Origin of the sequence: Sphingorhabdus sp., assembly GCF_023910635.1 — a bacterium.
In the GTDB taxonomy this organism is placed as follows: Bacteria; Pseudomonadota; Alphaproteobacteria; order Sphingomonadales; family Sphingomonadaceae; genus Sphingorhabdus_B.
On record NZ_JAAVVZ010000018.1, the window covers coordinates 17127 to 37517 of the forward strand.

Below are 20391 nucleotides of genomic sequence, written 5' to 3' on the forward strand. Positions count from 1 at the left end.
TTTGGGGTTAAGAGGGCTGTTACGGTATTTGGGCATCTCCCCTCCCGCAGGCGGGAGGGGCCGGGGGTGGGCCAGAGATGGCTGAAGGGGTACCACGCAGAGGCGCAGAGAACGCAGAAGGTATGACCGAAGAGGAAGCGGACCTGTCAGCCGAAGCCTTGGCGAAGGCTGAGGAAGGCATGGCGCAAATGAGCAAGGTCTATGACGGTGCCGAGGGCGCGCAAGCGCCCGACGCGAACGAGTGAAACGAGGACAAACCGGGCGGGAGTTGTATATGGGCGCTGGTGATCGGGAGCATGATTGAGGGGCTTGACCAAAGTATACGAGCAAGAGCACATTCATGTTCAAATGCACCATGCAGCATGCAGCATGGATCAAATAAACTTACTGGATTTTTCAATGCCCTATTTGACAATTCGTGCAGGTCAAGATCATCTGGAAAAGGCGGCGATTACGAGAGATCCAGTAAGGGCACTTGCTGAATTTGTATGGAACGCGCTCGATGGTGATGCTGTCAATGTTTCCATTTCGTTTAATCTGAACAGTCTGGGTGGTATTGAGAACATTGAAATAGAAGATGACGGCGTTGGGATCACTAACGATATCGCGCGTGCCGAGTTTGAGACTTTAGGGGCGTCTTGGAAGAAGAAGACCCCAAGGACTGGGGCCGGTCGCCCCGTCCACGGCAAAGAAGGAAGGGGGCGCCTCCGCTTCTATTCGCTGGCCGAGAATGCTCGCTGGGTCTCGCATTACGGTCCTGATGTCCCGAACCGTAAAATGATCGCGATCGAAATAAAATCCTCAGATTTGGAAAAATGCTTCGTATCGGAACCCGAAAATTCGAAAAATAGCAGTACGGGTACAAAGGTTACTCTGGATAATTTGCGATCGAACTTTGACAATCTGACATCAAGCGTAAGTGCAGCGCAATTCAGTACACTCTTTGCCCCTTATTTGCTCCAGTTTCCTGATGTATCCCTAGAATACAACGGCTCGCGGATTGACCCCAAGGCAAACGTAGCTGCCTCCGCCGAGTATTCTATGGACACCATTACCGTTGGCGACCGGTCTATTTCCGATTTGAAATTGAAGGTGATAGAGTGGGCTACAGCAGTCGGAGAGCGAAAAATTCACTTTGGAGGTGAGGCAGGTATCACACTAGGATCCCAGCCCGCAAATGTGGTTGCGCCGGATTTCGATTTCTCAGCTTATGCTTACTCTTCCTATTTTCAGGAGCTAGCGGATGCGAACCTTCTCGAATTAGACGACCTCAACGAGCCTCTTTTTACAGCGGCTTTGGGAAGTATTCGGGAAACTTTAACGGACCATTTTCGTCAACGGCTATCAGAACGAGCGCGCGGACTGATAGAAGAGCTGAAGCGGGAAGGAGCCTATCCCTACCACACAGACCCTGTAAACGAGATTGAAAGGCGAGAGCGCGAAGTTTTTGACATCGCTACACACACCGTTTCGTCATATTCTAAAGAGTTTAAGAAGGCTGATACGTCACTTAAGAGAACAATACTCACTTTAATTCGCGAGGCTTTACGCCATAATCCTGAGTCTCTAACAAAGATACTGCACGAGGTGATCAAGCTTCCGAAATCTCGACAAGATGAATTGTCGGGATTGATGCAGAAAACCGAACTTTCTAATATTATTTCTGCATCCAGCATGATTGCAGATCGATTTGTTACACTTCAAGTTCTGAAGAGTATTGTATTCAATCCAAAATACCGTGACACTTTCAAAGAGCGAGGTGAGTTGGATGTCTTGGTTAGAGATAACACTTGGATTTTTGGCGAGAATTTTCACATCACACTTTCTGAGCCCGGGCTCACGAAAGTCATGCGACGGGTTGCCGAAGAGCGGGCACAACGCCCGCGAAGCGGGAGCGTCACGAAGCCAGATGGCAAGAAGGGGCGTTTGGACTATCTGTTAGGACGAAGTGTGCCTCATGCAGATCCCGACGCACGCGAATATTTGGTGGTCGAACTCAAGAGGCCCAATTTAAAGGTGGGCAGGAAAGAATTCGACCAAATCGAAGACTACAGTACTGCAATCCGATCACAGCCGGACTACGCCCATACAAATACAAACTGGGTCTTCGTACTCGTCTCTGGGACCATCGCCGATGATGTGATTTCTCGTGTACGTCAACGAGATCAGCCTGTTGGGCGGTGGCAGGACGTCGACAATCAGCAAATTTGGGTTCGGACTTGGGCGGACATTATTCGGGAGTGTGAAGGTCGCCTGAGATTTATCGATGAAAAGCTAAAATTAGAGGCTTCAGATGACGAGATTGATCGTCGAATTACCGCGCTGCGAAAGCAATTTGGGGACGGCCGCGATAATGAAGTTGATTGAAAAACCGCGTTATAGATGCGCCAAGATGTTACTCGGAATTTCGGTGACGTAAAATTCGTCCCCTCCCCCCCCTCACCCCAACCGCACCAACGCCTCATCCAACGCCTGCAAAAACCTCGACCGGTCGGCTTTGGCAAAGGGGGCGGGGCCTCCGGTGATGCCGTCCATGCCTGCGCGCAGGTCGGCCATTTCAGTTCGGGGCTTTATACCAATTCGGCCCCTCACCACCAACTGACGTGACCCCCAATTATCATCCAGTTTTGATTAGAGCCTCAGCGTTGTTTTTGCCCATATGGGCTGGTGAAGCAAGGGGCTGCGTAGCGTAGCCTCCGGCTATGCGGAGCGAAGCAGCCCCTTGCTTTTTCAGTTCGTCTGCAAAAGCGGCCGGGGTGGCGTATCCGAGCGAGGAGTGGGGCCGCCGGGTGTTATAATCCCACGCCCACGCAGCGATCTTCTCGCGGGCATGATCGAGGCTGGTGAACAGCGTCTCATTGAGCAGTTCGTCACGCATCCGCCCGTTAAAACTCTCGACGAACGCGTTCTGGGTTGGCTTTCCCGGGGCCGTATAATGCCAATCGATTTTGGCGGTTCCACACCATTCGAGCACCGCATTTGAGGTCAGCTCAGTTCCATTGTCGCTGACTATCATGCCGGGCTTGCCGCGCACGGCGATCAGATAGGTCAGTTCGCGCACCACGCGTTTGCCACAGATCGAGGTATCAGGAACTGCTGCCAGGCACTCGCGCGTCACATCATCGACCACGTTGAGTACCCGGAACCGGCGGCCACTCGCCAGCTGGTCGTGCACAAAGTCGAGGCTCCAGCGCTGGTTGGGCAGCGCTACAACGGGAGCCGGGGCACGAGCGCCTACCGCGCGTTTGCGCCCCTTCCGCCGCCTCACGGTCAGCCCTTCTTCGCGGTAAAGCCGCTGCGTCTTCTTGTGGTTGATCGCGATGCCGTCTCGCCGCAACAGGATATGCAGGCGGCGATAACCAAACCGGCGGCGCTGGTGCGCAAGAGCGCGCAGCTTCTCACGCAGCACCTCGTCATCACCGCGACAAGACTGGTAGCGGATGACCGTCCGGTCCGCCGCTATGACCCTGCACGCCCGCCGCTCGCTGACATCAAGCAGGGCCTGAAGATGCGCGACCGCTTCACGCTTTGCAGCGGGCGTTACCATTTTTTTGACAGCAGATCCTTAAGACCTGCATTATCCAACATCGCATCCGCCAGCAGTCGCTTAAGCCGACCATTCTCATCCTCCAACGCTCGAAGACGCTTCGCTTCAGATACTTCCAAGCCGCCGTACTTGGCCTTCCAGTTGTAAAGCGTAGCCTCCGATACGCCGTGCCGACGGGCAAGGTCAGCCGTCTTCGCGCCTGCCTCTGCCTCCTTCAGCACACCGATAATCTGCTCTTCTGTAAACCGTAATCGCTTCATCGTTCCGTCCTTCTCTCAAGGGCCGGACTCTAATTATAAATGGAGGGAATTTAAGGGGTCACGTCAGGCGGCATCAGAAACTGGCCTTCCGTGCGACAAGACATCCTAAGGCACCTAAGAAGTGATCAGGAAATACTGTCCACGGTAATGGTAGACTATTACGCTTTGCCTAAGGACGGCGATCATGCTTGGCCCGGTCGCGACGCGGCTCCAAATCTCTCCTCCCAAGAAAAGGGCCGTCTCGTTGAGGAAGCTATCTCCGCCGATATCGCCGAAAGGATGGGAGTTGCTCCTGAGGCGTCCAGATTCATACCATATGTGATGATGCATGAATTTGAAGCGCTGCTGTTCAGTGACTGTCAAGCATTTGCGGACGGAATTGGATTGCCGGAACTTGGACCTCAACTCTCTGTTATTCGCCCGGCTTTTTTGTCTCCGGAGGACATAAATGACTCGCCCTTAACCGCACCATCGAAACGAGTGACTGCTTTAATTCCGAACTATCAGAAGCCGCTGTTCGGAAATGTTGCAGCCCACTCTATTGGGTTGGAGTCGATCCGTGCCGAATGCGCCAACTTTTCTGATTGGCTGACAAGGCTTGAGCAGCGAGTCTTCTTGTAGTTCTCTGAATTTCTGGCGACACAACGCTAATCACCGCCCCCCCCCCGCCACCAGCCCCTCCACCAGCCGCCGCAGCACTCCCGCTGTCCAAATTGCCCCGCGACCACCACATAAGCGCTGGTGATCGGGAGCATGATTGAGGGTTAGGCGGCACCCCGCCTAACGCGTAATCGCTTTCTCGATCCACAAACGGGCATCGGGGAAGCTGCGTTCGACCTCTGGCAGGTCGTTTACGCACAGGAATTTGATCGCGTCCCATTCCCGGCCGTGTAAATAGCCGCTGACATCATCGGCGGACCAACTGTCGGTCGCGCCGACGGGGACGTGCAGATAATCAAGCGTGTCCAAAATGGCGGCGCTTCCGTCGGCAAGGCAGGCATGATTATGCAGGCTTTGCGGCAGAAACTGCCCAGCATCGCGAAAGCGATAGCTTGCATTGGTGATAAACGCGTCGCGATATGTGTCGAACAATAAAGCCATAACCGAACGCAGCATCGGGTGGACGACATGCGCGCTTTCGAACACGTGGTCGGCGGTATAGCCAATCATCTGCGCGGCGTTGATCTGGTTAAAATGGTTCAGCAGGCTGGCCTCATCACGGGCTGCGCCGCTTGCGGCAAGGTCGCTGTGGTCCGTCCACTTACCGCGCAGCACGGGGCCATCGGCGGCAAAGAAATCCGAGCGCGTGACTGGCGCGGTCAGGAAAACATCATCGTTGAAATATAAGAAATGTTCGGCCAGCCCCTCTATGCGCCACAACATCGTTTCAATCGATAGCGAGTTAAACGTCGGCAACGCGTCCTCATGCCCTGCAAAAATATCGCTGTGATCAACGATGCTGATCTTTGCGGCGAATTCGGGGGGAAGCTGCATGATTTCGGGCGTCTGATTATCGGTCACAATCCAGATGCGCCGCACCCACGGCGCGTTGTTGGCGATGGAACGCACGCAATAATTCAGCTCGTCACTGCACAGCCACCGATGGGGGTTGGTGCCATTGTCATGCAACGGCGCTTTTGCCCCCGTTTTGGCCAGCGCATTCGCCTTTGCGAGATAATAATCGCGGTTTAACTTCAGCGCCGGGTCCGCCCCGTCCACCCAAGTTATGACTGCATCAACTTCAAACATCAGACCGCTCTGCAAATAACAAGTGTCGCGCCTTAGGAGTGTGCGGGGGTTTTGGGAAATGGAAAGTGGGGGTGGGGGGATTGTGGCGCGCGCGCTTTGCCCTGTCGCTTGCCTCGTTCGGAATCCCCGTCGCCCCAGCGCAGGCTGGGGCCTATCGCGCCTGTCGATCTAGCCAGACACACGGCATAGGCACCAGCCTTCGCTGGTGCGACGATGTTCTTTGCTGAACGGGTTGGTTAAGGGGGATGACGCATGTGTCACCGGAATGCCTAAGTTTACAAACATATACGCAAAACGCGGTATTTCTGTAAACTTACCTCAACTTTTCGAGGTTGTCTTTCCGGGTATGAAAGCCGGGGTGGGGATCAACACGTTCAAAGAGCCGGTCGCGCAACAAATGCAGGCGTAGCGCTCAGAATCTCAAAACAAATCCTACATTGCAAGGGGTAATTCGGCGAGAATAATTAAGTGCACTGTCACAATAATCCGCCGTAATTCCAGCGTAGCAAATTTTAATTGAATATGCCCGGTAATTCGAAGTCGGCAATATTAGTAGTTAATGACCTCGGACTTACCCCGTTTTTATTTTCTAAATCTGGATTTGCTCCAGCCGTAAGTAACACTTTAATGACGTCGCCACCTCCTCGTAGATCGAAAACAGCTCTCCAAAGCGGCGTATTGCCATACGGATCTTGAAAATCTACTTGTGCCCCAGCGTCAATTAAATCTTGAACTATTTCAGCCAAACCCGAGCCGACAGCATAGAATATGAGTGTTCTGTCGTACTCATCAACGAAGTTGACATCATTGCCTTCCAAAATCCATTGCCGAACAAAAGTGGCATTTCTGTCTGTACAAGCCTCCACCGCATCATCGAAATCTTTAGTCATTAATTTGACCTCCCGGCAGCTCAAAGCGATGGCTGTTTAGTCCCGGCATTTGATGGTGTATTATTCAGCCATCAATGGAAGGACTCGCTATGGGACAAATTCTACACGGGAGCGCCCGCACGACAGCGGCGGTCCGTCGAGCAATACAACATAGTCAAGAGAGCCTGATTGTGCTTTCGAAGCGTTACAGCATTAACCCCAAGACGGTAGCCAAATGGAAGCGGCGCACGTCTGTCACCGATCATCCTACTGGCCCCAAGGATGCCAAGTCCACCGTCCTGACTATCGAGGAAGAAGCCATCGTCGTCGCCTTTCGTCGGCACACGCTGCTGCCGCTGGATGATTGCCTCTACGCCTTGCAGGCAACGATCCCGAACCTGACGCGCTCATCTCTGCACCGCTGTTTGCAGCGCCACGGGATCAGCCGATTGCCCGAAGTGACGGGAGACAAGGAACCGAAGAAGAAGTTCAAGACATACCCCATTGGCTACTTCCACATCGACATCGCCGAAGTGCGGACTGCCGAAGGCAAGCTGTACTTGTATGTGGGAATCGACCGCACCAGCAAGTTCGTCTTCGTCCAACTCGTCGCCAAGGCAAATAGGATGACAGCCTCAGCCTTCCTGGTCGCCCTGATCAAAGCCGTGCCCTACAAAATCCACACCGTGCTGACCGACAATGGCATCCAGTTCACCTTCCCGCCGCGATACGCCAAGGGCCCGACTGCGACCTGTATGTCGCACATGTTCGATCTGCGCTGCGATGAGAACGGGATCGAGCACCGGCTTACCAAAATCAAGCATCCCTGGACCAATGGCCAGGTCGAACGGATGAACCGGACAATCAAGGAGGCCACCGTCAAACGCTATCACTATGACAGCCATGCCCAGCTGACTACCCACCTCCAAGACTTCATTGATGCCTACAATTACGGGCGGCGACTGAAAACACTCAAGGGCCTAACACCCTTCGAATACATCTGCAAAATATGGACAAGCGAACCAGAAAGATTTAGCCTAAACCCAACCCATCAAATGCCGGGACTAAACACCTAGACTCAGGCGGCCCATTCGACCGAGCGAAACCGTGCATCATTTGACAACGCTCGGTATAGCAATTCTAAAAATGCGGCGTACGCAGCTTGCCCAGAAAATAACCGAATCAATAGGGAAGAAAGGTCCTTAGTCTGGATGAGCTTTGTTTTTTCAAGGTCGGTAACCAAAATCCAGAACTTTCTCCCATCCCGTTCCGCAACAAACTCCCATCCATGTTCAAAATCCAGTGATGGTTCGCTCGCTGTCACGCCTGCGCCTCTCAATAGTTCCACCATTGCGATAGCCATGCCTCTCCCCCCGGGGCGAATGATATCCGTGCCGCTCTCCAACTGGTCGTCGGGGAAGCCTGCGACGCATTCAATTGCGATCCTTGTCGGTGCGCTATTTGCCATCGCTGGAATACCAGTAAGCTGCGCCGCCTGCCGCAACAGTGCCACCAACGGTTACTTTTAATGGCGTTGGACTACCGAACCATAGTCTGCCTACCGTGCCATATTTCTCTAACCCCAGTGAGGTTCCATTCCAGACGCCGCCGCCAGCAGCTCCGGGCAAACGGCTTCCTGGATAGAACGGGTCAACCTTGAAGTGCAGTTCATAGAAATTGCCACGTGAGATGCCGCTGGGTTTCAAGACGTTAAGCGGGCTATCACTGATGATTGATGGAAGTCCAGCACGACGGGGAATGAAGTGATGCCCCATGCCTACATATGGCTCGGCAAGATATTCAGCCTGTGCAGGGCTGAAGCCTTGGCTTACAAATTTGCCCGCTCCCCTCTCCGCAACAACGCTGGTGCTATTGCCCGCCGACCTTAAGCCGCTGCCGACAAAGCGGGCGCCATATTTGGCCAGTGGGCCGATGAGTGGGCTTGCCACGCTTAAGTAATTTTCAAACGTATGTTCGCCGTTCACGCCGATGCGATAGGCACCGGTTCCAAACGCCAAGGGCTGCACCCCGGCCATTGCAACGTCCCAGACCGCGCGGTCGGCTATGGCGTCAAGCTTGTTGATATAGACCTGCTCATCTGCAAATCCCTTCATGACCCAGTCGTGATCATAAGGGTCATAAATTTCACCCGAAGCGATCCCGGCGGTGCGGTATGCCATATAGGTTGACAAACGGCTATCATGCTCTGATTGCCATGGAGTAAAATTAACGGCGGTAGTCGGAACGCCTTCCAGATTTGGATTATCTCTAAGGCCGTTTGGCGAAAGCATCTTTACCGTTATGTCCTTTCCAGTCCCGGACTTTGGTAACGTTAAAATTTGGGCTTGCAAGTACTGGCTATGCAAGTCCTTAATTATGCGGTTTTTAACATTATAGCCGGTGACGCTCGTAGCCAGTGCTGAACTATAAAGGCTCATGTCTTCAGTATGATATACTGTGCCTGTGACAACAATTTCGTCCGCCGCCAATAAATTCCGGTGACAGGTGCATCATCCCCGAAATAGCCCTGCATTGCGTCCGCCTTTGCTTTGCTGCGTAACATGATCCGAAATACCCTGACCTAATGTATGAAAACACGAGATATCATAATAAGTTACCGAATTTCAAATAAATGTCAATTTTGGAGATGGCGCACTTGCCATCACGATCACAGGTGCGATCACCCCTAAACTTGTCCCCCCGGCACCAACTTCTCCACCAACCGCTTTAACTCGCCCGCTGTGGTGTGCCCCGCGACGACTTCGTGATAGCCGATGCCTGCCTTGCGCAGGGCCTCCCTCTTCACGGCGTCGCGGGCGGCGGCGGTGCCGCCTTCTAAATGGTGACCACTGCCTTGATATTCGATTGTGTGGATCACGCGCGCATCGGGGTCCATCAGGGCGAAATCGACGCGCTTTGAATTGACGCAGCCATAGGCGTCCTTGTCGGTGCTACTGATAAATTCGCCCAAGGACACTTGCGCCATGACTTGCCAGCCCGGGTTGCGCGCGACCACGGCGGCATCGAGCGCCTTGAATAGATTTGCCTCTGGCCGGTTAAGCAGCGGGCGTGATGAAAATTTTGCACCCATGACGCAAGCGAGTTGCTCCGTTGCCGAGATTCCCGCCGGGCTTGCCTGCCGAATAGCCTCCTTCGGCACCTTGTTTCCAATCGGCAGGACGTTGCCCTTGCGCCTGATGCTGTTGCGGCCTTTCCAAAAGGCGCTGCGCTCGGCGCGTTTCTGTTTTTCCAACGTGCGTTCAACCATAATGCCAAGGACTGCGCCAAGAATAAACATCAAGACCATCAAGACAGGCTGATCAGCCAAGGCAAAGGTTTCGGGTGCCATGTCGGATATATGCAAGAAGAGTTGGAGTCGGTCAATCTCGCTTGCCAGTCATCCCTGCACCCCCCCCCCGCCATAACACACAAGAAAGGCCGCGCAGCTTGTGTTGCTGTGCGGCCTTTTGCGGTTATCGTGGCGATTAACGCAAGATTGCGTTGATCGCTCTTTCGATCAGCATCGTCTTGGGATCGACCTGATAAAGATAGCCTTGGTTATAATAATAACGGTCGTCGTTGTTCAGATTATATTGCGACCGCAGGTCATTGGGGATCTGGTTATAGGTCCACGCATTGCCGAAATTCGGGTTATACCGCTGACCCACATTATAAAGCTTCTTGGCTTGGCCCGGGGGGGTGCAGCCGTTGTTCTTCTTCGCAAGGCCAGGAGGGCAATTGCCGCGCGCATCCAATGCATATCGGCGGCCAATGCGGTCCTGTCGGTCGGAACGCGCGTTGCGCATGTCGCTCTTGCGCTCGGCGGTGGAACGGGCCTTGTTGCTAGGCTGGGTCGTCGAATGCTTGTCATTGCCTTTGCCCTTGGGGTTGGCTTTGCCGGGGTCGGCGGCAACGGGGCCAGCGATTGCGAGCGTCAAAGCACCCGCCCATAAAAATGCGGTTTTCATCATTTTCTCTCTCTTCATCGGCCCACGGCCTAATTGATGTGGGTCTTCTTTTCCGTTTTTGCAAAAACCATTGGCTGGCGATAACGTTCCTTGACGCGCAGAACTGCCGAAACAACTTTCTTAGGCCGTCGTATGTTGGTGCTATCTGCCCGTGCTTTTGCTGCGTGACATTCTGGCGGGGCGGGTTAGGGTTAAGAATGACCACAACACCGAAAAACCCCAATTGGTTCGACATCAGCATGGATGCCTGGGCGCTTGCCGCCGAATCCAATATAGTAATCGCGATGCGCATAGGCAGTCTGGCGCAAGGCGGGCCGGCTGCGGTGCAAGAGGCGGGGCGGATGGTGTCCGAGAAGGTCGCGGCAAACATAAAGCTTGGCTGCGACCTGATGACCGGAAAGCTGGGCAGCAGCCCCGAGGCGATCGTCAGCGGCAGCATCGCGCATTATGCCAAAAGTGTGGTCGCAAACCGGAAAAGACTAGGGTCAGGACCTATTAAATCCACCTTCGCGGTTTGAGGCCATTTTGTTCAGTGCAAGGCGGTAAGCGCAGGACTTAGTGGTTCTAAGTCCAAGCTTGCCAACGCGGCAATGGACAAAATGGGTCAAATCCGAGGGACGTCAAAATGGCTTCGATCTCGAAACAAAATGTCCTTGCAGGCAGAATTACTGCCTGCGGCGGCCATTTTCCTTCGATATCTTGGCCATTTTGACGCCGCGAAGGTGGATTTAATAGGTCCTGACCCTAAGTGATACGCCGGCGGCGCAAATGATCGAAAATGGCGCCGAGCAGGAATAAGCCGCTATTTTCGCTTCTAGTTTGCACATTATGTAAATCAGGCGTATAAGGGCAGCACGCTATCGTCGACCGCGACGGATTTTTGAGGCGCGTCTCCGGTCACAAAATCGGAACGGGCAACGTTTTTCCTACCACGACTTGGCTACCCACTTGGCGCTGTTGTCAGGTGGTCACCTGTTTCGTGAAAGGAACATATTATGCCAGTAGGCACCGTAAAATTTTTCAATGCAGACAAAGGCTATGGCTTTATCGCGCCTGATGGCGGCGGTGATGACAGCTTCGTGCACATCTCGGCTGTTCAGGCAGCTGGCATGCACACGCTGGATAAAGAACAGCGCGTGAATTTCGAAGTCGAAATTGGCCGCAACGGTAAGGCTTCGGCCATCAACCTATCCGCAGCTGATTAATCAGCCGCAAAAGCAAAAAAAAGGGCTGCCGAAAGGCGGCCCTTTTTTTGTGTTGCGTCCTGACCCTAGTCGAAAAGCTCTTCGAGAAAGGATTTCTTTCGCTTCTTATAGGGGTAGCCATGGCCATAGCCTTGATGCGGCATAGGATAGCCCTGTGGTGCAAAGCCGCCTTGGGGTGGCGGTGGTGCTTGCGGGGCAGGCGCAGGTTGAGGCGGCATGTCGGCAGCGGCGCTGCGTTCGATAATCTTATCCAACTCACCACGATCCAGCCATACGCCGCGACATTGCGGGCAATAATCAATTTCGACACCTTGGCGATCACTCATGACAAGTGGCACCTTACACACAGGGCACGGCATTCCAACGGCTGCATTCATTTCGGGTCTCCTCTTCAATCGATGAAGCGGTCCGACATCGCCGTCACATGACGACCAGAGGGGCCCGGCCCGCTATGTTGAGTTGGGCATGGCAGTTTCGGTTTTCAAGGCTTGTGCCGGTTAAACTGACGCTGCGCGGGTCATCCACATGGCGGATAAAATAATGATTGCCAGTAAAAGCGATATGGCCAGGACATAGCGCAGGCCGACATTTTTGACTCCGCCGCTCGCTTCAACCTCAGTCACATCGATTTTGTCGCCGTTCTTATGCATGTTCTCATTCCTTTTCTCATGAGCGGACAAGGTTAGAACGCTGGACGAGGAAAGAAGGTGCCAAATGTTACCGCGATTTATCAAATGGCCAATCGGTGACATGTCCCACCCACAAAGCGAGCCAAATCAGCACAGGCTGAAACATCAATCGTGGCCCATGATACCACCAACCTAATGCTTCCCCGCCAAGGGTTATGCCATTGATTGCGTGGTTGAAGTTGGCTGGCCAGACACACAAGGCGTAAAGCGCCAAGCCAAAAGCAGCCCATTTGCGGGTCTGCGGAATCATGAGGCCAATCGCGCCTGCGATTTCAGCCACCCCGGTAAACGCGACCATCACTGCGGGGTAGGGCACCCAATCCGGGGTAATGGCCAAAAACCCGCGTGGCGACGTGAGGTGCGCGATGCCCGCGCCCAAATAGAAAATCGCGAGAATTACCCGCAATCCTGACCGGACCATCACCGCTTCCGCACGAACTCGGCGCGCAGCACCAGGCCCTTGATGCCATCAAAGCGGCAGTCAATCTCTTGCGCGTCGCCCGTCAAGCGGATCGATTTGATCAACGTGCCGCGCTTTAACGTCTGGCCCGCGCCCTTGACCGTCAGGTCCTTAATCAACGTCACTTGGTCGCCGTCGGCAAGCAAATTGCCGACCGCATCGCGGACTTCGACGGCGTCATTTTGCGCGGTCGCGATTTTTGCGTCGGCGGCGCTAACCCATTCGCCGGACGCTTCGTCATAGACATAGTCTTCGTCAGTTTCGCTGCTCATGGACCCTAATTTCCTTTATGTTCAGCACTGCCGTAGCGGCATTTCCCCCCACACGAAAGCGAGTTGCAATTTGCAACGATGTCAGTAAGATTTTTAGCACAAAATGGAGAGGCATATGGCGCAGGCTGAGACGACTATAGATGTTTTGATTGTGGGTGCCGGGCTGTCCGGTATTGGCGCTGCGGCGCATTTGACGATGCAATGCCCGAACAAAAGCTATGCGATTGTGGAACAACGCGCCGATATGGGCGGGACTTGGGACTTGTTTCGCTATCCCGGTATACGGTCAGACTCGGACATGCACACGCTGGGCTATCGTTTCAAACCGTGGTTGCATGAAAAAACGATCGCGGATGGCCCCTCTATTCACGAATATGTCCATGAAACCGCTGACGAATATGGCATTTCTCCGCACATTCATTTTGGTCACAAGGTTATCTCGGCCAATTGGTCGAGCCCCGATGCCCGCTGGCACGTAACGGCCAAGGCTGTCGATGGCGGTGCCGAACGGCATTTTGCGGCGCGGTTCTTGTTTATGTGCGCTGGCTATTATGATTATGATCAAGGCTATAAGCCCGATTTTGCGGGCGAGGGCGACTTTGGCGGTCAAATCATCCATCCGCAGCATTGGCCCAAGGATTTGGATTATGCGGGTAAGAAGGTTACAGTAATTGGCTCGGGCGCGACGGCGGTGACGATTGTCCCTGTGATGGCGCAACAAGGCGCGCAAGTTACCATGCTGCAACGTTCGCCAACCTATATGGTATCGCGGCCTGCCATTGACCCGTTTTCGAAGTTTGTGCGCAAGATCATGCCAGAGAAGCTGGCCTATGCGCTGACCCGGTGGCGCAATATCAATATGCAGCGTTTCACTTATTGGTATGCGCGACGCAATCCTGCAAAACTGGGGGAGAAGTTGGTCAATATGGCGCGGGAAGCCTTGCCTGCGTCGGTTGATGTCGACACTCATTTTGTCCCTAAATACGGCCCATGGGAACAACGCCTGTGCCTAATTCCCGATAGCGACATGTTCACGGCGATTACCGAGGGCAAGGCGGAGGTTGTCACAGACCATATCGACCATTTCACCAAAACGGGCATCCAATTGAAATCGGGCAAGCATATCGAATCCGATATCGTCATCACGGCAACGGGCCTGAATCTTGTCACCATGGGCAAGACCGCCATCAGCGTCGACGGCAAAGCCGTCAATTTCGGCGAGCATTTCAATTACAAGGGCGTGATGTTCAACGACATCCCAAACTTTGCCAGCGTATTTGGATATATCAACGCATCTTGGACGCTCAAGACCGATATTGTGGCGGATTATGTTTGCCGCTTGCTATGGAAAATGGATGACAAGAATGCACTGGTGGCGACGCCGGTTCTGGATGATCCCGACATGCCCAAATTGCCGTTTGTGACGGACTTTAGCTCCGGCTATTTCGCGCGCAGTTTCGATAAGCTACCAAAGAATGGCGATCGTCACCCATGGCGTGTTTTGCAAAATTACGCGGCAGAGAAGAAAATCCTGACTCAAGACCCTATTGATGACGGTGTCATGGTGTTTTCGGCGCCGCATTTTGCGGGCGTGCATAATGAGAATGCGGAAACGCTTATCGCTGCGGAATGACGTTGATGCGACGGGCGTCGAGTGCGCCCGTCAGCTTTTGCGAATTTTGGATTGTCGCGGCTACGCGGCGTGCGGGGCGGCGGTGCGATTGCACGAGCAAAAGAAAAATACGCGACATTTCTAAATTATCTCCCGTTCACGTTCCATTCCGGCTATCGTAGCCGTTATGCGTTACGACAATCTGATCCAGCCTGACAATGAACAGGCCGCCACCCTGATTCATATCACCGACAAAGGCCGTTTTGAAACCTGGCTTGCGCTTCAATCCGATGCGGCCCGAACCGCCATTAAGGCGCAGAAGTTTGAAGGCAATGCGAACGATATCGCCATCTTGCCCGGAGATAAGCCCGGGGAATGGTCTGTAGTCGCTGGCGTTTCGGATGCCGCTGTACCGGGTGTGTGGCATCTTGCGAAAGCAGCAGACAGCCTTCCCGAAGGCACATATCGGCTTGCCGATTATGATGCGGGCGATGCTATGCTCGGCTGGATACTTGGGCAATATCGTTACCATGAATATCTGAGCGAGCCGAAGCTTATGGGACCGCGGGTCTTGTTGGTGCGTGAGCCCGCCCGCATTTCCTTGGCCAATTTACAGGCCGCCGCAACCGCTTTGGTGCGCGATCTCGTCAATCGGCCAGCGGGCGACCTTGGGCCAAATGCGTTGGAGGCTGAGGCAAAGCGCATCGCAAAATCGCACAAGGCGGACGTCATAGTCACCGCCGGCGAGGCATTGGAAACGGGCTATCCGCTCATCCACGCCGTTGGCAAGGCCGCGATGCGTGAGCATGCGCCGCGCCTGATTGAATTGGAATGGGGCGACCCGCGCCACCCGCGTATCGCGATTGTGGGCAAGGGCATTACGTTCGACACTGGTGGTCTGGATATCAAACCAGCCTCCGGCATGCGGCTGATGAAGAAAGATATGGGCGGCGCGGCGCATGCTTTGGCACTGGCGGAGCTGATTATGGCGGCGCATTTACCCGTGCGGTTACACATGCTCGTGGCAGCGGCAGAAAACAGCATAGCGGGCAACGCTATGCGTCCGGGCGACATAATCAAAAGCCGTAAGGGCATAAGCGTAGAAATAGACAATACCGATGCCGAAGGACGATTGGTGTTGGCCGATGCGCTCACCAAAGCGATACAGGACAAGGCCGCGTTGATCATTGATTTTGCCACATTGACCGGTGCGGCACGCGTTGCGCTTGGCCCCGATTTGCCAGCGATGTTCAGCAACGACGAAAGCGTCGCAAATGCCATGCTAGCGGCATCACAGGCAGCGTCGGACCCGCTCTGGCGCATGCCGCTTTGGGCGCCCTATATGGAGATGCTCGACAGCGACATTGCCGACACATCCAATAGCGGCGGTGCCTTTGCCGGCGCGGTCACGGCGGCGTTATTCTTGCAGAAATTCGTGCCTGACGATGTGCCTTGGGTGCACCTGGACACCTTCGCCTGGCGGCCCACCAGCAAGCCCGGCCGGCCAAAGGGCGGAGAGGCGCTTGGATTGCGTGCAGTTTTTCGCTATTTGACGGAAACTTATCCCGTCGGCTAAGGGCTGTACCATCATTCGACGTGTGCCCCGGCGCAGGCCGGGGTCCAGCCCAAGCAGGGAATTTTTTGTTTCGGCACTGGGCCCCGGTCTGCGCCGGGGAACGCGTCACTAGATCGGGGACATAAACAGTTGGCAGACGGTCAGATTCAGGCGGGGGCACGGCCTATCTACACATTAAGCGGGCATAGCCTTGTCGGCGACAAAAGGACAACGCCGATCCGTGGCGACCTTGCCGATATCAGCCTAGCTGGAAAGCTCTTTGCGCCGCATTATGCCGTGCCGATGCTGCGCACGGGTATCGCGCCCGTCACCGAAATCCATGCGGAGGCGCATGCGACATCAATGCCCGTTAGTGCGTTGATGCATGGCGAAGAATTTGCCGTGTTGGATGTCGCGGGCGAATGGGCATGGGGATATTGTCTGCACGACAATTATTTGGGCTATCTGCGCTTTGCCGAACTGGGGGATGATTTTGCCGCCACACATATCGTCAGCGCGTCGGCAACCTTGCTGGTGGCGGCACCATCGACGAAAGCGCCTGTGTTGGCCCGCTATCCCATGGGCGCGCGCTTGCTCTGCGGCGAACTTAGCGATTGTGGCAAATATCTGCCTTCCGAAAATGGTTTTGTGCCGTTAACGCATGTGTCTGAAATTGGACGCGTTGCTGCGTCACCCGCTGATCTCGCCGAGCAACTTATCGGCGCGCCCTATAGCTGGGGTGGACGCAGCGGGGATTCGGTTGATTGTTCCGGCCTTGTCCAATTGGTTTTTGGCCTGAAAGGCATCATGGCCCCGCGCGACGCCGATATGCAAATGGCCGACTTTGGTGCAGAATTGCCCGAAGGCGCACGGCTGGAACGTGGCGATTTGGTTTTCTTCCCCGGCCATGTCGGCATCATGGCGGATGCCGAAAACATCATCCACGCCAATGGAGCCGCGATGGCAGTGAGCGTGGAACCGCTGGCGGACGCGGCGGCACGTTTTGACGAGCATGCGGTGGCGATTTTGGGGCGGAAAAGGGTGCGGTGGTGATCTATTGCCCCTCCTCTTCAGGGGAGGGGCAGCGAGACTTGCGAGCTTGCTCGCTAGTCGCAGCCGGGTGGGGCCTCTCCGCCCATGTGCCAGGCTTACAGGCCCCACCCCAACCCCGTGGAGCCTCTCGGACCAGTCCGGGGGACTGGTCCCTCCACGCCTGAAGGGGAGGGGCTTCAAGTTCTCGACTCAGCTTCGAATCTTTGGCTATAGGGCGGTAATGACCAAATCCATCTTCATCGACGGCGCTGCGGGCACCACTGGGCTTGAAATTGCCGACCGGCTGTCTGGCCGCGCAGAATTCACGCTGATCGCCTTGGATGATGCCAAGCGTAAAGACGTGGCCGCGAAGCGCGAGGCGTTGAACGACGCCGACTTTGTCATCCTGTGCTTGCCGGATGACGCCGCAAAAGAGGCGGTGGCGATGACGACCTCAAGCCACACCCGCATCATTGATGCGTCCACGGCCTACCGCGTTGATCCCGACTGGGCCTATGGCTTTGCCGAAGTTCGCACGGGCCAGCGCGAACGGATTGCGTCGGCACGGCTGGTCAGTAACCCCGGTTGCTACCCCACCGGCTTTTTGGGCCTTATCGCGCCCTTGTTGGCCGCTGGCCTCCTTCCTGCCGATTGGCCTTATACCGTCAACGCAGTGTCGGGTTATTCGGGCGGCGGCAAGGCGTTGATACAAAGGTTCGAAGGCGACGGCGCGGATATCGGCTATCGCAGCTACGGCCTTGATTTGGCACACAAGCATGTGCCCGAAATGCAGGTTCATGCAGGCCTCACTTACGCGCCCATATTTGCACCCGCCGTCGTCCGCGCCTTTCGCGGCATGCTGGTTGAGGTGCCCTTGCCGCTATCGGCGATGACGGGTGCAGGCAGCGCAGATGCGTTGCGCCATGCACTACTGGCCCATTATGCCGGGTCGCCAGTGGTGAAGGTGCACAGCGAAGCTGCGCCAAGCGAATTATTGATGCACGCCGACCAAGCGCCGTCCGACCGCCTCGACCTCTATGTGCTGGCGTCGCCCGATGGGTCGCAAGTGCGCCTGTTGGCGATGCTCGACAATCTCGGCAAAGGCGCGAGCGGGGCCGCGGTGCAGAATTTGAACATCATGGCTGGGTTGGATGAAACGGCTGGGTTGCGGTTGTAACGGCTATCCAAACCTAGACACGCCGTCACCCTGAACTCGTTTCAGGGTCCATTTCGCCTCTAAACCCTCCGGCCCGCGTGGCACGATGGATGCTGAACCAAGTTCAGCATGACGATGTGTAATGAAACTCCTCAATAAGGCGGCCATCTCAAACCCTCTCCCGTTGGGAGAGGATACGCAGCCTTAGGCGCGCAGCGCATTAGGCGCAGTTGGTGAGGGGGTGTGCGCTCTCGTAAGGGCGGAGCCCCTCACCCAGCTTCGACTAAGCGGCGAGCCGCCAAGTCTGCGCAACCCTCTCCCCATGGGAGAGGGCAGCTTTCAATAAGGCGGCTGATCAAAACCCTTTGGGCTCTTGGTAAATATCTCACAACCATCGTCAGTAATGCCAATGCTATGCTCGAACTGCGCGCTTAACGAGCGGTCGCGTGTTACCGCCGTCCAGCCATCGTCAAGCACCTTGCCTGCGGCCTTGCCGATGTTGATCATCGGTTCAATCGTGAAGATCATGCCGGGGCGCAGCTCTGGACCCGTGCCGGGGCGGCCGACATGGACGATTTCGGGGGCGTCGTGGAATAATTGACCCAAGCCATGGCCGCAGAAATCGCGGACCACGCCATAGCGGTGCTTTTCGGCGTGGGTTTGGATGGCGTAGCCAATGTCGCCGACTCGGTTGCCGGGTTTCGCGGCTTCGATACCGAGCATGAGGCATTCATAGGTCACATCGACCAAGCGCTTGGCCTTTACCGGCACGTCGCCGACTAGGAACATGCGGCTGGTGTCGCCGTGCCAGCCACCCAGTTGCGGCGTCACGTCGATGTTGACGATATCGCCGTCCTTCAATTTCTTGTCCGACGGAATTCCGTGGCAAATGACATGGTTGATCGAGATGCAGCAGCTATGCGTGTAACCGCGATAGCCCAAGGTGGCAGGAACCGCGCCGCCGCGCATCGTCATTGCACGGACAATGTCATCGAGTTCTTCCGTGCTTACGCCGGGCACGACATGCGGCACCAAGGCATCGAGTATTTCGGCAGCAAGGCGTCCGGCCTTGCGCATGCCGTCAAAGCCCTCGGCCCCATGCAATTTGATCGTCCCGTCGCGGGCCTGCATCGCCTCTTGGGGCGTCACGCTTACATATTGTTCCATGCAAGCGATATAAGGCAATAATCCGCACTTTGCGAGGGGGTGATTTATGCTATCGCGTGCGGATGACAGAATCTCGCATCTACACCGCCGCCCTTGTAATTATCGGCGATGAAATCCTTTCTGGCCGCACACAGGATAAAAATGTCGCCCAAATTGCCCTTTGGCTCAATATTCAGGGCATTCGCCTAAAAGAGGTGCGCGTTGTCGCTGATGTTGAGGAATCGATTGTCGAGGCCGTGAACGCGCTGCGCGCGCGCAATGATTATCTGTTTACCACAGGCGGCATCGGGCCGACGCATGATGATATCACGGTGGACGCAATTGCGGCTGCGCTGGGTGTAGACGTTGTCATTCATCCAGAGGCTAGCGCAGCGTTGCATGCATATTATGAAACGCGCGGCGGGATCAATCCCGGTCGTTTGCGTATGGCACGGGTGCCCGAGGGCGCTGACCTCATCCCCAACAAGATGTCGGGTGCGCCGGGTATCCGGCATGGCAATATCTTCATCATGGCGGGCGTTCCGCACATCACCGCTGGTATGTTGGACGCGTTGACGGGCACGCTTGAGGGCGGCGCGCCCTTATTGTCCCACCAAATCGGTTGCTGGGTCGCCGAAAGCGAAGTGGCCAAGCTGCTTGGTGATACTGAAAAGCACCATGAGGGATGCCAAATCGGCAGCTACCCGTTTTTCCGTGAGGGCAAGGTCGGTGCAAATTTTGTCGTGCGCACCACCGATGCGCATAAATTGGCGGAATGTGTTGAGGCGTTGCAACTTGGTCTGCGCGGTTTGGGTTATGACACCGTTGACGGTGGAATTTAAGCGGGGGGTCGTCGGCTCGTTCATCTGCG

The 20391-nt window shown here is 55.2% G+C and carries 24 protein-coding genes and 1 pseudogene; 11 read left to right on the forward strand and 14 right to left on the reverse strand.

Going from position 1 to position 20391, the window contains the following annotated elements:
* Positions 1 to 77: 77 nt before the first annotated feature.
* Together HEQ34_RS10660 and HEQ34_RS10665 are read left to right on the forward strand one after the other, a co-directional pair.
* Entirely contained in the window at positions 78 to 245 is a 168-nt protein-coding gene (locus tag HEQ34_RS10660; protein ID WP_296200243.1) for a hypothetical protein, read from the forward strand.
* A 64-nt stretch (positions 246 to 309) separates the two neighbouring features.
* Positions 310 to 2367, forward strand: coding sequence for an ATP-binding protein (locus tag HEQ34_RS10665; protein ID WP_296200246.1), 2058 nt, complete (start codon positions 310 to 312; stop codon positions 2365 to 2367).
* A gap of 72 nt (positions 2368 to 2439) precedes the next feature.
* Here the strand turns inward: HEQ34_RS10665 and HEQ34_RS10670 are convergent.
* Positions 2440 to 2556, reverse strand: a pseudogene (locus HEQ34_RS10670) (DUF188 domain-containing protein); the annotation flags it as partial.
* A 61-nt stretch (positions 2557 to 2617) separates the two neighbouring features.
* Positions 2618 to 3807, reverse strand: a protein-coding gene (locus tag HEQ34_RS10675) for an IS3 family transposase (protein ID WP_296200045.1) whose coding sequence is annotated in 2 segments (ribosomal slippage) — positions 2618 to 3555 and positions 3555 to 3807 — 1191 coding nt in all. Because the reading frame shifts where the segments join, the coding sequence is not laid out codon by codon here.
* 90 nt (positions 3808 to 3897) lie between these two features.
* Between HEQ34_RS10675 and HEQ34_RS10680 the strand changes: the two genes are divergently transcribed.
* Complete coding sequence (locus tag HEQ34_RS10680) at positions 3898 to 4428, forward strand: DUF4276 family protein (RefSeq protein WP_296200247.1); 531 nt, start codon at positions 3898 to 3900, stop codon at positions 4426 to 4428.
* A 159-nt stretch (positions 4429 to 4587) separates the two neighbouring features.
* On the opposite strand, the gene HEQ34_RS10685 is transcribed toward HEQ34_RS10680, so the two are convergent.
* Both HEQ34_RS10685 and HEQ34_RS10690 read right to left on the reverse strand, forming a co-directional pair.
* Positions 4588 to 5556: a Stealth CR1 domain-containing protein gene (locus HEQ34_RS10685; protein ID WP_296200249.1), complete on the reverse strand. Its 969-nt coding sequence runs from the start codon at positions 5554 to 5556 to the stop codon at positions 4588 to 4590.
* Between the two features lie 512 nt (positions 5557 to 6068).
* Positions 6069 to 6446, reverse strand: a complete 378-nt coding sequence (locus HEQ34_RS10690) for an ankyrin repeat domain-containing protein (RefSeq protein WP_296200252.1) — start codon at positions 6444 to 6446, stop codon at positions 6069 to 6071.
* An 89-nt stretch (positions 6447 to 6535) separates the two neighbouring features.
* Between HEQ34_RS10690 and HEQ34_RS10695 the strand changes: the two genes are divergently transcribed.
* The gene (locus HEQ34_RS10695; RefSeq protein ID WP_296196574.1) at positions 6536 to 7501 is read left to right on the forward strand and encodes an IS481 family transposase; all 966 of its coding nucleotides are present in this window, start codon (positions 6536 to 6538) and stop codon (positions 7499 to 7501) included.
* A gap of 2 nt (positions 7502 to 7503) precedes the next feature.
* On the opposite strand, the gene HEQ34_RS10700 is transcribed toward HEQ34_RS10695, so the two are convergent.
* The 4 genes from HEQ34_RS10700 to HEQ34_RS10715 form a co-directional block, all read right to left on the reverse strand.
* Positions 7504 to 7938 carry a hypothetical protein gene (locus HEQ34_RS10700; protein WP_296200253.1) on the reverse strand — a complete coding sequence of 145 codons (435 nt, stop codon included), beginning with the start codon at positions 7936 to 7938 and terminating at the stop codon, positions 7504 to 7506.
* Positions 7883 to 8605, reverse strand: a complete 723-nt coding sequence (locus tag HEQ34_RS10705; RefSeq protein ID WP_296200255.1) for a hypothetical protein — start codon at positions 8603 to 8605, stop codon at positions 7883 to 7885. Before HEQ34_RS10705 ends, HEQ34_RS10700 begins: the two co-directional genes overlap by 56 nt.
* A 506-nt stretch (positions 8606 to 9111) precedes the next feature.
* The gene (locus HEQ34_RS10710) at positions 9112 to 9774 is read right to left on the reverse strand and encodes a DUF2726 domain-containing protein (RefSeq protein ID WP_296200258.1); all 663 of its coding nucleotides are present in this window, start codon (positions 9772 to 9774) and stop codon (positions 9112 to 9114) included.
* A 136-nt stretch (positions 9775 to 9910) separates the two neighbouring features.
* Complete coding sequence (locus tag HEQ34_RS10715) at positions 9911 to 10396, reverse strand: hypothetical protein (protein WP_296200260.1); 486 nt, start codon at positions 10394 to 10396, stop codon at positions 9911 to 9913.
* A gap of 194 nt (positions 10397 to 10590) precedes the next feature.
* On the opposite strand from HEQ34_RS10715, the gene HEQ34_RS10720 reads away from it, so the two are divergent.
* Positions 10591 to 10911 (forward strand): hypothetical protein, encoded by a 321-nt coding sequence (locus tag HEQ34_RS10720; protein ID WP_296200262.1) that lies wholly within the window; start codon positions 10591 to 10593, stop codon positions 10909 to 10911.
* 477 nt (positions 10912 to 11388) lie between these two features.
* Positions 11389 to 11598, forward strand: coding sequence for a cold-shock protein (locus HEQ34_RS10725; protein WP_185739799.1), 210 nt, complete (start codon positions 11389 to 11391; stop codon positions 11596 to 11598).
* A 65-nt stretch (positions 11599 to 11663) separates the two neighbouring features.
* Here the strand turns inward: HEQ34_RS10725 and HEQ34_RS10730 are convergent, their stop codons facing one another.
* The 4 genes from HEQ34_RS10730 to HEQ34_RS10745 form a co-directional block, all read right to left on the reverse strand.
* Positions 11664 to 11975: a zf-TFIIB domain-containing protein gene (locus HEQ34_RS10730; RefSeq protein WP_296200265.1), complete on the reverse strand. Its 312-nt coding sequence runs from the start codon at positions 11973 to 11975 to the stop codon at positions 11664 to 11666.
* A 120-nt stretch (positions 11976 to 12095) separates the two neighbouring features.
* The gene (locus tag HEQ34_RS10735) at positions 12096 to 12248 is read right to left on the reverse strand and encodes a hypothetical protein (RefSeq protein ID WP_296200267.1); all 153 of its coding nucleotides are present in this window, start codon (positions 12246 to 12248) and stop codon (positions 12096 to 12098) included.
* A gap of 67 nt (positions 12249 to 12315) precedes the next feature.
* Complete coding sequence (locus tag HEQ34_RS10740; protein WP_296200269.1) at positions 12316 to 12708, reverse strand: DoxX family protein; 393 nt, start codon at positions 12706 to 12708, stop codon at positions 12316 to 12318.
* Positions 12708 to 13019, reverse strand: coding sequence for an alkylphosphonate utilization protein (locus HEQ34_RS10745; protein ID WP_296200271.1), 312 nt, complete (start codon positions 13017 to 13019; stop codon positions 12708 to 12710). The genes HEQ34_RS10740 and HEQ34_RS10745 overlap by 1 nt, the downstream gene beginning before the upstream one ends.
* Before the next feature lie 115 nt (positions 13020 to 13134).
* Between HEQ34_RS10745 and HEQ34_RS10750 the strand changes: the two genes are divergently transcribed.
* Positions 13135 to 14652, forward strand: coding sequence for an NAD(P)/FAD-dependent oxidoreductase (locus HEQ34_RS10750; protein ID WP_296200272.1), 1518 nt, complete (start codon positions 13135 to 13137; stop codon positions 14650 to 14652).
* Here HEQ34_RS10750 and HEQ34_RS10755 read toward each other — a convergent pair.
* The gene (locus HEQ34_RS10755) at positions 14636 to 14770 is read right to left on the reverse strand and encodes a hypothetical protein (RefSeq protein ID WP_296200274.1); all 135 of its coding nucleotides are present in this window, start codon (positions 14768 to 14770) and stop codon (positions 14636 to 14638) included. The two genes, HEQ34_RS10750 and HEQ34_RS10755, sit on opposite strands and share 17 nt — an antisense overlap.
* 48 nt (positions 14771 to 14818) lie before the next feature.
* Between HEQ34_RS10755 and HEQ34_RS10760 the strand changes: the two genes are divergently transcribed.
* From HEQ34_RS10760 to argC, 3 genes are all read left to right on the forward strand, one after another.
* Positions 14819 to 16207 carry a M17 family metallopeptidase gene (locus HEQ34_RS10760; protein WP_296200276.1) on the forward strand — a complete coding sequence of 463 codons (1389 nt, stop codon included), beginning with the start codon at positions 14819 to 14821 and terminating at the stop codon, positions 16205 to 16207.
* Positions 16208 to 16336: 129 nt separating this feature from the next.
* A complete protein-coding gene (locus HEQ34_RS10765; RefSeq protein ID WP_296200277.1) occupies positions 16337 to 17239 on the forward strand; it encodes an NlpC/P60 family protein in 903 nt (300 codons plus the stop codon).
* Between the two features lie 220 nt (positions 17240 to 17459).
* Complete coding sequence (gene argC / locus HEQ34_RS10770; RefSeq protein WP_296200280.1) at positions 17460 to 18395, forward strand: N-acetyl-gamma-glutamyl-phosphate reductase; 936 nt, start codon at positions 17460 to 17462, stop codon at positions 18393 to 18395.
* Between the two features lie 318 nt (positions 18396 to 18713).
* On the opposite strand, the gene map is transcribed toward argC, so the two are convergent.
* The gene (gene map / locus HEQ34_RS10775; RefSeq protein ID WP_296200282.1) at positions 18714 to 19541 is read right to left on the reverse strand and encodes a type I methionyl aminopeptidase; all 828 of its coding nucleotides are present in this window, start codon (positions 19539 to 19541) and stop codon (positions 18714 to 18716) included.
* 62 nt (positions 19542 to 19603) lie between these two features.
* On the opposite strand from map, the gene HEQ34_RS10780 reads away from it, so the two are divergent.
* Complete coding sequence (locus tag HEQ34_RS10780) at positions 19604 to 20362, forward strand: competence/damage-inducible protein A (protein WP_296200284.1); 759 nt, start codon at positions 19604 to 19606, stop codon at positions 20360 to 20362.
* Positions 20363 to 20391 lie beyond the last annotated feature (29 nt).

Coding starts and splice junctions, on each gene's coding strand:
- HEQ34_RS10660 (WP_296200243.1), top strand. CDS start 78: ATGGCTGAAGGGGTACCACGCAGAGGCGCAGAGAACGCAGAAGGTATG.
- HEQ34_RS10685 (WP_296200249.1), bottom strand. CDS start 5,556: ATGTTTGAAGTTGATGCAGTCATAACTTGGGTGGACGGGGCGGACCCG.
- HEQ34_RS10690 (WP_296200252.1), bottom strand. CDS start 6,446: ATGACTAAAGATTTCGATGATGCGGTGGAGGCTTGTACAGACAGAAAT.
- HEQ34_RS10695 (WP_296196574.1), top strand. CDS start 6,536: ATGGGACAAATTCTACACGGGAGCGCCCGCACGACAGCGGCGGTCCGT.
- HEQ34_RS10705 (WP_296200255.1), bottom strand. CDS start 8,605: ATGGCATACCGCACCGCCGGGATCGCTTCGGGTGAAATTTATGACCCT.
- HEQ34_RS10710 (WP_296200258.1), bottom strand. CDS start 9,774: ATGGCACCCGAAACCTTTGCCTTGGCTGATCAGCCTGTCTTGATGGTC.
- HEQ34_RS10715 (WP_296200260.1), bottom strand. CDS start 10,396: ATGATGAAAACCGCATTTTTATGGGCGGGTGCTTTGACGCTCGCAATC.
- HEQ34_RS10720 (WP_296200262.1), top strand. CDS start 10,591: ATGACCACAACACCGAAAAACCCCAATTGGTTCGACATCAGCATGGAT.
- HEQ34_RS10725 (WP_185739799.1), top strand. CDS start 11,389: ATGCCAGTAGGCACCGTAAAATTTTTCAATGCAGACAAAGGCTATGGC.
- HEQ34_RS10730 (WP_296200265.1), bottom strand. CDS start 11,975: ATGAATGCAGCCGTTGGAATGCCGTGCCCTGTGTGTAAGGTGCCACTT.
- HEQ34_RS10735 (WP_296200267.1), bottom strand. CDS start 12,248: ATGCATAAGAACGGCGACAAAATCGATGTGACTGAGGTTGAAGCGAGC.
- HEQ34_RS10740 (WP_296200269.1), bottom strand. CDS start 12,708: ATGGTCCGGTCAGGATTGCGGGTAATTCTCGCGATTTTCTATTTGGGC.
- HEQ34_RS10745 (WP_296200271.1), bottom strand. CDS start 13,019: ATGAGCAGCGAAACTGACGAAGACTATGTCTATGACGAAGCGTCCGGC.
- HEQ34_RS10750 (WP_296200272.1), top strand. CDS start 13,135: ATGGCGCAGGCTGAGACGACTATAGATGTTTTGATTGTGGGTGCCGGG.
- HEQ34_RS10755 (WP_296200274.1), bottom strand. CDS start 14,770: ATGTCGCGTATTTTTCTTTTGCTCGTGCAATCGCACCGCCGCCCCGCA.
- HEQ34_RS10760 (WP_296200276.1), top strand. CDS start 14,819: ATGCGTTACGACAATCTGATCCAGCCTGACAATGAACAGGCCGCCACC.
- argC (WP_296200280.1), top strand. CDS start 17,460: ATGACCAAATCCATCTTCATCGACGGCGCTGCGGGCACCACTGGGCTT.
- map (WP_296200282.1), bottom strand. CDS start 19,541: ATGGAACAATATGTAAGCGTGACGCCCCAAGAGGCGATGCAGGCCCGC.
- HEQ34_RS10780 (WP_296200284.1), top strand. CDS start 19,604: ATGACAGAATCTCGCATCTACACCGCCGCCCTTGTAATTATCGGCGAT.